Source organism: Microbacterium sp. F01 (genome assembly GCF_056156365.1).
Map to the genome: position 1 here is coordinate 722,475 of NZ_CM149592.1, position 12,312 is coordinate 734,786.

General features: G+C 70.2%; 11 protein-coding genes. 4 read left to right on the forward strand and 7 right to left on the reverse strand.

Annotated elements, in window-relative coordinates; translation table 11 throughout:
• Positions 1-30 precede the first annotated feature (30 nt).
• Positions 31-1,917 (forward strand): DUF4012 domain-containing protein, encoded by a 1,887-nt coding sequence (locus ACVN90_RS03170; protein ID WP_475100727.1) that lies wholly within the window; start codon positions 31-33, stop codon positions 1,915-1,917.
• Positions 1,918-1,997: 80 nt separating this feature from the next.
• On the opposite strand, the gene ACVN90_RS03175 is transcribed toward ACVN90_RS03170, so the two are convergent.
• Genes ACVN90_RS03175 through ACVN90_RS03190 form a run of 4 tightly spaced genes read right to left on the reverse strand, consistent with a single transcriptional unit; the run spans position 1,998 to position 6,689 of the window.
• On the reverse strand, positions 1,998-2,843 hold the full coding sequence (locus tag ACVN90_RS03175; protein WP_475100728.1) for a hypothetical protein: 846 nt from the start codon (positions 2,841-2,843) through the stop codon (positions 1,998-2,000).
• A gap of 52 nt (positions 2,844-2,895) precedes the next feature.
• Positions 2,896-3,462, reverse strand: a complete 567-nt coding sequence (locus tag ACVN90_RS03180; RefSeq protein ID WP_475100729.1) for an LPXTG cell wall anchor domain-containing protein — start codon at positions 3,460-3,462, stop codon at positions 2,896-2,898.
• A gap of 10 nt (positions 3,463-3,472) precedes the next feature.
• Positions 3,473-5,263 (reverse strand): DUF4012 domain-containing protein, encoded by a 1,791-nt coding sequence (locus tag ACVN90_RS03185; RefSeq protein ID WP_475100730.1) that lies wholly within the window; start codon positions 5,261-5,263, stop codon positions 3,473-3,475.
• A 43-nt stretch (positions 5,264-5,306) separates the two neighbouring features.
• A complete protein-coding gene (locus tag ACVN90_RS03190; protein ID WP_475100731.1) occupies positions 5,307-6,689 on the reverse strand; it encodes a tyrosine-protein kinase domain-containing protein in 1,383 nt (460 codons plus the stop codon).
• A 33-nt stretch (positions 6,690-6,722) separates the two neighbouring features.
• Between ACVN90_RS03190 and ACVN90_RS03195 the strand changes: the two genes are divergently transcribed.
• Positions 6,723-8,111, forward strand: coding sequence for a PqqD family protein (locus ACVN90_RS03195; protein ID WP_475100732.1), 1,389 nt, complete (start codon positions 6,723-6,725; stop codon positions 8,109-8,111).
• Positions 8,112-8,157: 46 nt separating this feature from the next.
• Here the strand turns inward: ACVN90_RS03195 and ACVN90_RS03200 are convergent, their stop codons facing one another.
• Positions 8,158-8,640 carry a hypothetical protein gene (locus ACVN90_RS03200; RefSeq protein ID WP_475100733.1) on the reverse strand — a complete coding sequence of 161 codons (483 nt, stop codon included), beginning with the start codon at positions 8,638-8,640 and terminating at the stop codon, positions 8,158-8,160.
• Positions 8,641-8,909: 269 nt separating this feature from the next.
• Between ACVN90_RS03200 and ACVN90_RS03205 the strand changes: the two genes are divergently transcribed.
• Positions 8,910-9,089: a hypothetical protein gene (locus tag ACVN90_RS03205; RefSeq protein WP_475100734.1), complete on the forward strand. Its 180-nt coding sequence runs from the start codon at positions 8,910-8,912 to the stop codon at positions 9,087-9,089.
• On the opposite strand, the gene ACVN90_RS03210 is transcribed toward ACVN90_RS03205, so the two are convergent.
• On the reverse strand, positions 9,079-10,020 hold the full coding sequence (locus ACVN90_RS03210) for a nucleotidyltransferase family protein (protein ID WP_475100735.1): 942 nt from the start codon (positions 10,018-10,020) through the stop codon (positions 9,079-9,081). The genes ACVN90_RS03205 and ACVN90_RS03210 overlap by 11 nt on opposite strands.
• Positions 10,021-10,039: 19 nt before the next feature.
• Entirely contained in the window at positions 10,040-11,437 is a 1,398-nt protein-coding gene (locus ACVN90_RS03215; RefSeq protein WP_475100736.1) for an HNH endonuclease, read from the reverse strand.
• A gap of 401 nt (positions 11,438-11,838) precedes the next feature.
• On the opposite strand from ACVN90_RS03215, the gene ACVN90_RS03220 reads away from it, so the two are divergent.
• The gene (locus tag ACVN90_RS03220) at positions 11,839-12,243 is read left to right on the forward strand and encodes a VanZ family protein (RefSeq protein WP_475100737.1); all 405 of its coding nucleotides are present in this window, start codon (positions 11,839-11,841) and stop codon (positions 12,241-12,243) included.
• The last annotated feature ends 69 nt before the right edge of the window (positions 12,244-12,312 follow it).

Here is a 12,312-nt window from a genome sequence, read left to right on the forward strand (position 1 = left end):
TGAGGGGGCGCGAAGAGTACCATTGGGCGCGTGACGAGGGGGATCGTCACGCGCTCCGAACCCGAGGGTGCGCAAACTGGGGCCGTTCTCGATGCTGAGGCGACGCCTGTACCGACGCACCGCCGGCGCGCGTGGCCGTGGATCGTGGTCGCGTTGCTCACCGTGCTGCTGGTGGGTGGCGTCGTCGCCGGCGCCTTCGCGATGCAGTTCTGGTCGGAGGCGCAACGCGCCCGCGCTGCGGTGGAGCGGGCCGCGGCCGGAATCGAGTCGTTGCGCGACGACTTCGATCCCGCCGACACGGCGCAGCTCCGTGCCGTGACCGACGAGATCCAGGCGAACGTCACGCTCGCCGTGCGCACCGTCGACGGGCCGCTGTGGGACATCGCGACGAACGTGCCGTTCGTCGGCCAGAACGTCGACGCCGTGCGGCGTGTGACGCATGCCGTCGACGTGCTCGTCGACCGCGCGCTGCCGGCGGGGCTGCAGTTCATGGCCGCCACCGACTTCGACCGGCTCACCGTGGCGGCCGGCGGGATCGACCTGGAGCCCTTCCGGCAGGTGCAGAGCTCGATCCCCGAGATCGCCGCGGCCTTCACCGAAGCGCAGGCGATCGTCGCGCCGATCGACACGTCGACGCTGCTGCCCGAGGTCAGCGAGTCGATCTCCGACATCCTCGGCTTCATCGAGGTCGCGACGCCGGCTCTCGGCGTGGCCGAGAAGTATCTGCCGACGCTGCTCGACATGGCCGGCTCCGGGGGTACCAAGACGTATCTGCTGATGTTCCAGAACAACGCCGAGATCCGTGCCACGGGCGGCAATCCCGCCGCGAGCATGATCGTGACGGTCACCGACGGCAAGCTCGGGTTCGTCGACCAGGGCAGCTCGCAGACGTTCTACGACGCAGGCACGCAGGGCAACGAGTACGTGGCGCTCCCCGGCGAGACCATGGGCATCTACTTGCCCACGCTGACCCGGCACTCGCAGGACTTCACCTTCACCCCCGACTTCCCGACGACGGCGCAGCTGTTCCAGGCGCTGTGGACGCATACGACGGGTGCGACGTTCGACGGAGTCGTGTCGATCGATCCGGTGGTGCTCTCGCACATGCTCGCGGTGTCTGGCCCGGTGACGCTCGGCACGGGAGAGCAGCTCACCGCCGACAACGCGGTGAAGGTGCTGCTGAGCGACGCGTACGAGCGGTACCCCGTGGGTGCCGATTCGGACGCCTTCTTCGCGGATGCTGCGCGGCAGGTGTTCAACCACCTCACGGCGTCGTCGTGGGATCCGTTGCAGATGCTCGCCGCGCTCGAGCAATCGGCGAAGGAACAGCGCGTGAACCTCGCGTTCACCGACCCGTCGGCGCAGGCGCTCGCCGTGGAGTTCGGTCTCGACGGCGCCCTCGCCGGTGACACGACGACGCAGACGCAGGTGGGGATCTATCTGAACGATTCCGCGGTCAGCAAGCTCGACTATCACCTCGCCACGACCGTCACCGCGACGTGCGATGCCACGGCACGCACCATCACGACCACGATGACGATGCACAACGGGATCACCGACGACATCAGGAGCAATTACACCCTGGGGTACCGCAACCGGCAGCTGGGAGTGCCGCGCACGACGATGATCCTCGACGTGCTGTTCTTCGCGCCACCCGGTGCGCAGATCACCCAGACCGTACCGGCACGGGGGGACGTCGCGCGGTGGGAGCGCAGCGGCGTGGAGAAGGGCAACACGGCGGTGAGCAAGACCGTGTTCATCGGCAGGGGGGAGACCGAGACTGTCTCGTTCACCGCCGTGCTGCCCGCCGGCGAGCTCGGTCCGCTGCGCCTGCGGCACACCCCGACCGCGACCGCGACCCCCGTCACGATCGATCCGAGCTGCAGCGGCCTCTTCCCCGCGCCCTCGGGTGAGTGAGGAGCCCACCACAAGCCAGACGGAACGTCCCCGGACCCTCCCGAACCCCCGGGGGCGTTTCGTCTCTCGAAGAGCCGGCCTCAGCCCGCGATGATCGACGGGTCCGGGTCGCTCCACTTCTCGATTCCCTGCACCACCCAGAACGCGAAGAACAGCGCGAGTGCGATCGCTTCGACGATGAGCACGATGGGGATGCCGCTTCCGCTCGCCTGCGGCAGCAGCACGACGTACGCCACGAGCACGATCACCAGCCCCACGGCGATCGCGATGTACAGCACGCGGAACACCGGCGCCGGAGGCGGACCCTGCCGGGGGAAGGCACCCAGCACCGCGACCGCCGCGAACAGCGCGAAGAACGCCGTCGTGGCGATGAAGTGCGCGTGCTGCAGGAACGCGTCTCGGGCGAACACCCACGTGAGTCCGGTCACCGCGATCACGATCGCCGCGATCAGCAGCGACGGCCAGACCGCCGCGAGCGAGACCTGGCCGAGCGCGCCGAGCAAGAGCGCGACGAGCAGCAGCAGCACGCCGAGCACGAGGTAGACGACGACGCCGTTCGCGACATCGGCCTCGTACTCCGGGGGGAAGCAGCGTCCGCTGCACGTCTCGCCGACCCCGGGCACGGCGCCGGCGACCACCGTCGTCGGCACCAGGGCGATGAGCGGCGCGAACAGTGCGGCGGCGTCGAGGAGCGCCCTCTCGGCGCCGCGCCCCGACAGCGCGAACAGCGCGAGGGAGACCGCGATCAAGGCGCCGACGAACACGTCGCGGGCCGGCGTGTAGAAGTAGTCGCTGATGGAGGTCAGCCAGCCGTACGTCGTCGCCGCCTGGGCGATCGCGACGAAGATCGCGACGACGGTGCCGGCGAGCCCGATCCGCAGGTAGCGGTAGGTGCGCTCGAGCGTCGTCGACGCAGCGGATGCCATGGCGATCACCCTAGCGTTCGACCCCGACGGCGGCGCCGACCCGAGTCGCGGGTCAGCGGGAGTCGCGGGAGCGGCGCACCGCGGCGACGACCGCGAGCGCTGCGCCGGCGAGCAGGAGCGCCCCGCCGCCGATCCAGAGCCCGATGGTCTGGCCCTGGTCGAGGCCTGTCGCGGGGAGGCCGTCGGCGCCGGTGATGGTGACGGCGGCCGTGCCGCCGGCGGAGGTCGACGACACCGCGGCGATGTTGTAGGTGCCCGTGGCGTTCGACGGCAGCGTGATGTCGACCGCGGCGAGCGAGCCGTCGGCCCCGGACGAGGCGTTGCCGCTGGCCGTGGTGATCGCGAACCTCACCATGCCGATGCGCGCGGCGGCGCCGTTCTCACCGGTGACGGTGATGGTGACGGCCTCGTCGGGCGAGAAGGTCTCGGCGGCGCACTCGAACGAGATGGTGCCGCCGGCCTGGGCCGTGGGCGTCGTCGTGCATGAGCCCGAGGGCGGGTAGATCGTGGAGGCGTTCGCGGCTGCGGGCGCGGCGATGACCGCTCCGAGGGCGAGCGTCGCAGCGACGGCGGCTCGGGGGAGGAGCATGGACGTGGGGGATCCGGTGATGTGGGGCATCGGAAGAAGTCTACGAACCGCCGCAGACCGCGGCAACTGCGGCCGGTGGGGTGAGCGTCGGCGTGGTCACGGCCTCAAGCGTCGCGGCGACCGGTTCGTTCGCCCGCGCGGTGAGCGTCGCGGTGGCCGATCCGCCCGGCGGCAGGTCGATCGCGAAGCTCACGACGCGGCGCCCGTCGTGCGTGCCGCCGCCGAATCCGGTGCCGTCCGACATGGTCGCGTCGATCAGTTCGAAGCCCTCCGGCAGGTACAGGTAGCCGATCGTGCGGGTGATGCCCGCGGGTACCCCGAAGGCGCTGTCGCCGGTGATGTACGCGGGAAGGGATGCTGCGTCCGCGGGCGCCGTGTTGCCCACGGTGACGGTCAGCACGGCGTCGCCGGTCGCGGCTCCGGCGGCGTCGACGGTGCAGCTCGACCACTCGAGCGCCGTCGTCGCGTTCTGGTAGAAGTCCATCTTCGAGCCGGTGCCGTCGTTGACGTAGACGCCGAAGCGCGAGGCTTCGTCGTCCGAGACCGGCAGCCCGCCCCCGAGGGTGGTGTCGGCGAGCAGGGTCTGCTCGTTCTCATGCGTGCTCCACAGCAGCAGGCGGTCCTCGTCGCCGGCGCGGGTGAGCGCGCCGACGAGCGCGGCCGGGTCGGCGTCGCCGCTCGAGAGCCGCTCGAACACGGCGGCCGCGGCCATGGCGAAGAAGTCGTCCTGGTCGGCGGGGCGCGTGTACCGCGAATAGACGTCGTTGAGCAGGAGCTGCACGGCGTTGTCGGGAGCGAGCACGTCGCCCGTCGGCAGGGTGATGGGTCCGGTCGCCTCGAGCAGATACGACAGCGCGACGGGGTCCAGCGAGATCACTCCGTCGACCTGCTGCCCGCCGTGCTGTCGGGCCCACATCTCGCGGGCGAGCGCACCGCTGACGGCGAAGTCGGGCACCTGCGTGACGTTCTGGATCCACCGGCCCGGGCGGTCGCCGTAGATCGCGGTGACCTCGTCGCCGAGCGGCAGTACGGCGTCGTCGTAGCGCGGGTAGTCGCTCGAGGACTCCTGCGCGGCGAGGCTGAGCGCGCCGCCCTCGGTGTGGATGAGCGCCATCGCGCCGGGGATCCCGCCCAGCGAGCGCCACTCGGCGTTGTTCTGGAACAGCACGAGGTAGTCGCGCGGCGCGTCGGCCCCGAGCATCGACGGCAGCAGCTGCGTGGCGCGGGCGAGGGCGTCGGTGGCGACCCCGGCCTCGGTGAGCAGGCCGTCGACCTCGTCCACCGCGTCGCGGACGGGCGCGACGAGCGCGGCACGATCGATGGACGAGACGGATGCTGCGGCCGCGCCGACCCCGTCACTCGCGGTCTGCGCGGCCCCGCTGATCTGCTGCAGGGGTGCGAGGTCGAGGCGGCCACCCTGGGGGCGCAGTGCGTCGACCTGGAACGAGGCGGCGACCTCCGACAGCGGCCGAAGCGCGGTGCTGGTGACGCCGTCGAGCGACTCGGCGACGGCTGCGACCGCGGCCAGCTGCGGTCCGATCCACGGGAGACCCTCGGCCAGCGACCACACCGGGTCGGAGGTCAGGGCGTGGGCGGCGCCCGTGTCGGCGGCGAGGGCGGCGATCGCGTCGCTCGCGGCGGCCGGGTCGGCGAGGTTCTCCCGCACGGCGGCCGCCGTCTGCTGCGCGTCGCGGAGGTGGCTGTAGGCGAGGGCGCCGCGCACCCCGATCCACACGGTGGCGACCACCGCGGCCACCAGCAGGCAGCCGAGGACGATCGCGAAGACGAGGCCCCCGCGGCGCACGGAGCGGGGCAGGGGGGAGTCGGTCACCGCTCCACCCTAAGGGGCCGGTCTGAGCATCCGCTTTCCGGAGTCAGCGGGTGTCTGCTCCCGCGTAGTCGCCCTGGTACTGGTAGCCGTAGTACGCGCCGTTCTTGCGCGGCACGCGGTTGAGCACCACTCCGAGCACGCGGGCGTTGGCCTTGCCGAGGTTCGCGAGTGCCTTGTGCAGCATGTCGTACGTCGTCTTTCCCGCGCTGACCACGACGAGCGCCCCGTCTGCGGCGGTCGTGAGGACCGCAGCATCCGTCACCGGAAGAAGGGGTGGGGAATCGATGATGACGAGGGCGTGCTCGGTGAGGCTCTGCACCAGCGCCTGCATGCGGTTCGAGCCGAGCACCTCGCTCGGGTTCGGCGGCACGCGGCCGGCGGTGATGACGGCGAGGTTGCGGCTCGCGCCGACGTTGTGCACGACCTCGTTGAGCTCGGCGCGTCCGGCGAGCACGTCGGTGAGGCCGGCGCCGTCGGGCAGTCCGAACACGGTCGAGACCATGGGGCGGCGCAGGTCCGCGTCGAGGAGCACGACGTGGCGGCCCGCGGCGGCGAGGCTCACGGCGAGGTTGGCCGCCATCGTGGACTTGCCGTCGCCGGGGAGCGGGCTCGTGACGACGATCGCGCGGGGCGGGTTGTCGACGTCCATGAACTGCAGGTTCGTGCGGAGCTCGCGCATCGCTTCGGCGAGCGGGGCGGAGGAGGAATGCTGGCTCTCGAAGTCGGCGAGGCCGCGCTCGACGCTCAGGCCCTTGTCGACCGGCAGGGTTCCGACGACGGGCACGCCGGTCTCGCGCTCGATGTCGCGCGGGTCGCGCAGCCGCCGGTCGAGCACGTGGCGCACCACCGCGTAGCCGATGCCGAGGGCGAGTCCGACGAGCGCGCCGAGCGCGAGCGCGAGGCGCACGTTCGGCGACGACGGGGCGGTGGGCAGACGGGCAGAGTCGCCGGTGACGAGCGTGACGGCGGCGGTGCCGGTCTCGTCGGTGCCCTCGACGTTGTTGATCTGCTCGACCATGCACCCGAGCCACGACTCGGCGAGGTCGCGGGCCTCTTCGGGGCTCGACGCGCTCGCCGTGACACGCACGATGACGGTGTCGAGGGGGTTCGAGACGTCGACGCGGGTGACGAGGGATTCGGGGGTCGTATTCAGTCCGAGTTCGTCGATCGCGCATTCGGCGACCGCGCGCCACGACCCGAGCTCGACATACGAGGTCACCTTGCTGCGGGCGAGCTGGTCGCCGACGAGCGATGAGCCGGTGTCGGACCCGGCGTTGGTCGCCGTGACGATCCCGCTGGCGTTGGCGGTGTAGACCTTGGGCTGCAGGGCGGTCCATCCCCACGCCACGGCCACGCCCAGGAGAGTGAGGGCCACGATGGCGAGCCAATGTGCTCGCAAGATGCGCAGGTAATCCCGCAGCTCCATGGGCCCCTCCCAGTCCCCCGTACACTACCGCGTGTGCAGGACAACCTCGTGATCGATGCCCTCGGGGTGCGGGTGGGCATCGTGTGCGACGGCCTGGGTTCGCAATCGCGGGTTGCTGTCGAAACGGCCTGGCAGGATGCGCGGACGGATGCTGCGGCGCTGGGTGACGCCGACATCGAGGTGGTCGCGGCCGCGGGTGGCAGCATCCGTTCTCTGCTGTCGTCGCTGTCTCAGCGCGTGACGCTCGCCGCGATCGAGGCCCAGCGCGGACGGCTGTGGATGCTGCACGCCGCCGGCATCGCTCTGCCCGATGGTCGGGTGGTGGCGCTCGTGGGTCCGAGTGGTCGCGGCAAGACGACGGCGGCGCGGATGCTCGGCGAGGCGTACGGGTACGTGTCGGACGAGACGGTGGCGATCGACGTTTCGGGTCGCGTTCTGCCCTATCGGAAGCCGCTGTCGATCATCGAACCGGGGGAGCCTGAGAAGGCGCAGCGCTCGCCTTCGGCTCTGGGGCTGGGCGCGCTGCCGGGTGGCTCGCTTCGGCTCGCCGGCATCGTGCTGCTCGATCGGCGCGAGGGCGTCGACGGTGCGGTCGTCTCGGACGTCGATCTGGGCGACGCGCTCGAGGAACTCGTGGCGCAGTCGAGCTACCTCACGAACCTTCCCGCGCCGCTCCGCACGATCGCCGCGCACGTCGCGTCGGTCGGCGGCGTGCGCCGGGTGTCGTACACGGATGCCTCCGCCCTCGTCTCGGTGATTCCCGAGGTCGCGGAGATGTCGCCGTCGCCGCCGCGGGTGTCGAAGTCCGTGTCGTCGGGGCGGGCTGCAGCGTCTGCGGGTTCTGGTGGACGGCTGTTCCGCCGCGTCCCGCCGCTCGACGAGCTGCCGCTGGCTGATCCCGATCGGCTCGCGCTCCTGCACCTCGACGCCGACCACGCCGGCACCGTGCGTGTGCTGGCGGGCATCGCTCCCGCGCTCTGGCGTGCGGCCGATGGTGTCGGTCTTGACTCCTTCGCTGAGGCTGCGGTTTCTGCGTACGGCGCTCCAGAGGGGACGGATGCTGCGGCCGCCGTCGAAGCGGCGGTAGACGAGCTCGTCGGTGCCGGGGTGCTGCAATTGTCGTCGCCGGTGGCGTCCGCGGATGACCCGCTGTGGCGCATCCACGACGACGTCGCCTGGACGGGCGAATCCTCGCGCGTCGTGGTGCTGGCACTGGCGAATCCTGCCGCGTCTCCGCTGGCTCTCAAGGGGTCAGCGGCAATGATCTGGACCGCGCTCGCCGCGGGTCCCGGTTGCTCAGACACGATCGTCGCGCGTGTTGCTGAGGCCGCCGAGGTCGATCACGATGCGATTCGCGGTGACGTCGAGTCGTTCCTAGGAACCCTCCGCGATCAGGACCTCGTCTTCACCGGCTGGCGGTGAGTCCCTTGAATGGCGGCCGACGCCGAAGTCGGTCTCAGATAAGTGCCTACCAGGTGACTGATTGGGCAGGCAGAACCTCTAGGCCGTTGACGAGCTTGTAGGTTAGCGTGACGCTCGGCTTCTTGCCGTTGTTGCCGCGGGTGAACTTCGGGAACTTGAGTTTCGTCGTCCCCGCCGCGAGCGCGACCGTCTTGGTCACGGACTGGGCTGAGACGGTGTCCTGATCGGGGATGCCAGCAGCCCAGGCTCCATTCTCAGCGATCTGGAGCACGACAATGAGAGTCGCCGTCTTGTTGACGGTCACGTCCGTCGACACGATTATCGTGTCGCGCCCGGGATTGGTGGTGGTCACACCAACCTCCCGGCTTGTTGTGGCGGTTACCGTGAGATCCGGGTTCGACGCGGCTGCGGCGGGCGCGGCCGTGGCCAGCACCACCACCGGCGCAGCCCAAACGCCCATCTTCAGGAGCTTCCGGCGGTCCATGCCGTTGTCGGCCGGTTCGAGAGCGCGCGCGAGCGTGTCGGTCACTGTGTTCCCCCAGAGAACAGTCGTGGCTGACGGGCGTCGAACGGGCTCCCACAGCCTTCAACAGAACGGGCGACCCCTCGCCCGACATGCGACGGCCCCAAACCGTCGACGTGATCCTCACCCTAGTGGAACGCAGATGGCAGCCCGTCAACGCGGCGTAACGTCCTCGGCGTCTTTACGAGATCCTGAGCGTCGTGCGGCCATTCGTTACACGCACGCCCCCATCCGGCAACCGCGCGCGCGTACGGTCGGGCTCAGACAACGGCGTCGTGCAGCAGAACTACGAGCGGGGGCTCGCCATGGCACAGCGACGACGTCGGCGGCGGCGGTACGAGATCGGACAGGAGCCGTGGTTCCTCCGCGAATACGGCGGAGCACCCATGTGGCTCATCTGTGTCGCGGCCGTGTTCCTTGCGGCGGTGGCCGCGCTGTGGTTCGTCATGGGGTGACGCCGCGGCGGTGGGTCCAGACGGCCCGCAGACCGGCGGGGCCGGAACGGATGCCGCGCCCCCAGCGCGCGAGTCGCGCCCGCGTCCGTCCGCGGAATGTGTCGACCGTTTCGGGTCGGGAGATCAGCAGGTCGCGGCGGGAGGGCCAGAAGGCGCCCCACAGGATGCGGGGGCGTGCGCTCCACGGCGACTTGCGCAGCGCCAGCAGCCAGAAGTAGGAGCCGAACGATCCCGCCGACACGCGTTCGCGCCAATCGCGCAGGGCCGGTGACGTCAGTTCGGCGGCGGACGGCTCGATCTGCACGCCCAGGCGGGGCAGCACCGACTCGAGGGTCGCGACGCAGCCGGTCTCGCGGGCGAGGAATCCGAGTTCGAGACGCTCGGTGTCTGTGAAGGGCGTACGCACCAACTGCTCGAGCTCGTCGAGGTGGCGCGGCTGGATCGTCGCCCCGCGCAGCGAGTGCAGGCCCAGGATGAGCGCCCCGGCGACCTTGTCGAGCGCGAGGCAGTCGCGGTGTGCGAGCTCCAGCGTCCACCGGTGCCGCCAGAGCGCCTCGAACACGTCGGCAGGGTCGGCGAGGAAGCCCGGAAAGAAGCTGTGCACATCGAGGTCGCACGGCCATCCGTCGCGCAGGTATGTGTTCGAGTGCAGGGTGGTCAGCTCGCCGACGAGTCCTGACGGCCGCTTCCTCCACCCGGAATCTGCGATCGCCTCGCACAGCTCGTCGAACCGGGCCGGCTCGACGAGCAGGTCCACGTCTGCCGACACCCGCTCTTCACGCAGGCCGTGGAGGTGCAGTGCCGGCCCTTTGATGAGAAGGGCACGGATGCCGCGCCTCTCCGCCAGCGCGGATACCCACGCGGCGGCGAGCTCGTCGGCTTCGTCCAGGCGCAGCATTACCGTCGCGTCGGTCGAAGCATGGGTGGGCACGGGCCCACGATAACGGGGCTCAGACGGTGGCGAAGTCGTAGCGGGCGCGCCCGCCGAGGCGCGGGGTGCGTGCGGGGTCGACGTAGGCGGGTGGGATGAGCCACACCTTGGCTCTTCTTCCGGTGCCTTCGACCTGTACGTCCCACCCGTTGTCATGTACGCGGTGGTGACAGGATTCGCAGAGCAGCACCCCGTTGTCGAGGTCGGTGGGGCCGGCGTCTCGCGCCCACCAGCGGATGTGATGCACCTTCGTGAACTGCGGCGGAAGCGCGCACCCGGCGCACCCGCCGTCGCGCTCGCCGAGGGCGAGCTTCTGGGACTTGGAGTAGAGCCGCCGCTCGCGGCCCCAGTCGAGGATCTCGCTGTCGCCGCCGAGCACGGCGGGGATGATCGACGCGCTCGACGCGAGCTTGCGGGCCGCGGAGGCCGAGATCGGAGCGTCGATGCCGTCGATCTCAGCGGTGCCGGTGCCTTCGCGGAGCGTCTCGAGGTCCATGCGCACGACCACGGTCACGCCGTTGAGGGGGAGGTCTTTCTCGTCGCACCCGAGGGCGTGCTCGCAGATGCTCACGAGGGCATCGGCCTGCATCTGCGGGATGGTTCGGCGCTCAGCATCGGTCGTCTCGTCAAGAAGGGGTGTCGCGTGCGCGTCGGTTGCCGACGTTGCGCGGGCGGACTCGGCATCGCGCTGGGCGCGCAACTGCGCGGTGACGTAGCCCTCGATCGCCGTCTTGACCGGCGCGCCGCTGACGGGATCGAACTCACCGTGGATGATGAGCATGCCTCGGTGGTCAGTCCGGACCTTCACTGTGGTCTCCGCCGCGAGGTCTGCCTCACGCGGCTCGACGCCGTCGGGGTCGAGCCAGGCCTCGGCGCGGAGGATGAGCTTGGAGAGCGCGTCGAGGGGGAGCCCGGCGGCTTGCTCGACGAGGAGCTTCTCGGCCTGGGCGACCTTCTCTGCGCCGGCACGGATCGCGACGCGGTCGAGCATCGCGATGATCGCCGCCGCGGCCTGTGCACCGATGCGGCCGTCGCCGAGGCCCTGCCCGACGTGAGGGTGCCGGGCGGGTGCCTTGTCGCCCGACAGCAGCGTGCGTGGGGTCGTGGCCTCGCCGACCTTCACGAGCCGCGCGGCATCGCCGGTGGTGGTGCCCATCGTCGCCGCGATGAACTGTGTGGGATTGCGAAAGCCCTGGATCTTCGCGAGGCTGTCGGGCCCGAGCTCGGGTCGTGACTGCCGCTGGATCTCGGAAGCCACCAGCGCCTGCACACTCTCGGCGAGACGCTTGCCACGCCCGATCTGGTCGTTGAGAGCGATCAGCTCGGCCGGTGTGAGCGACGCGATGTCGCGGCCGTCGGGCAGAATTCCGCGCGCCGCGTCGATCGCCTCGGCGAGGGATGACAGTGCGCTGGTCATGGATCCAGCGTATCGAAAACTGGTGCGAGTGTCAAAGATTTGTTCTAATCTCTCTTGAAGATACGCGATGCCAGAGGTGGCATCAGGAGCTGCAGGCAAACCGGATCTTCATTGACTACTTCGGCGGTTTCCCGAGGCGATCCATCATGGGAGTTGTGCCAGATCGGCAGCGTCAACGCCCGTTGCCGTCGCGCCGCGACATCGAGAGTCTCGAATCAATCTACGACGACGACATTCGAACAAACGTTCCACAAGAAAGAATCCATGCGCGCCCGCATGTCCTCCCGAGTAGAATCGCCGCACTGCGCGGCAGTGTCGCGGCGCCCGATCGAGGGGAGCCCGCCATCGCCGATGCACCCCCTCTCGCGCCCGCGCAGACCTCCACGGCGGCTGTCGCAACGGTGCACCTTCGTCGCGGGCAGAGCCGCGGCATCCGTCTGCTCGTCGTCTACGGTGTGATGCTCGCGCTCATCGCGTTCTGGCCCACACCCGTGGATCGCGGAGCGTCAGCCTTCCTCGAGGCGATCACGCGGGCGGTTCCGTGGCTGACGTACGACCTCATCGAGACGACCGCGAACGTTGCGCTGTTCGTGCCGTTCGGGGTGCTGCTGGCGTTCGCGCTCCCGCTGCACCGCGGACTCGTCGTGCCGATCGCCCTCGCCACCACGCTGGTCATCGAATCGGGGCAGGCGCTGCTCCTCGCCCAGCGCACGCCGAGCCTCCGCGACATCGTCGCCAACGTGCTGGGCGCCGCAATCGGCCTCGCGATCGTGCACCTGAGGGAGCGGCGCAGAGTTCCGGATTGACGGATGCTGCGCCCGCGGCCGACGAGGGACTTGACGCGCGGTGGGCGACAGGGCCACGATATGCGCTAA

What these genes read in the sequence shown, in the direction of transcription:
- ACVN90_RS03175 (WP_475100728.1), bottom strand. Translation starts at nt 2,843, where the DNA reads ATGGCATCCGCTGCGTCGACGACGCTCGAGCGCACCTACCGCTACCTG.
- ACVN90_RS03180 (WP_475100729.1), bottom strand. Translation starts at nt 3,462, where the DNA reads ATGCCCCACATCACCGGATCCCCCACGTCCATGCTCCTCCCCCGAGCC.
- ACVN90_RS03190 (WP_475100731.1), bottom strand. Translation starts at nt 6,689, where the DNA reads ATGGAGCTGCGGGATTACCTGCGCATCTTGCGAGCACATTGGCTCGCC.
- ACVN90_RS03215 (WP_475100736.1), bottom strand. Translation starts at nt 11,437, where the DNA reads ATGACCAGCGCACTGTCATCCCTCGCCGAGGCGATCGACGCGGCGCGC.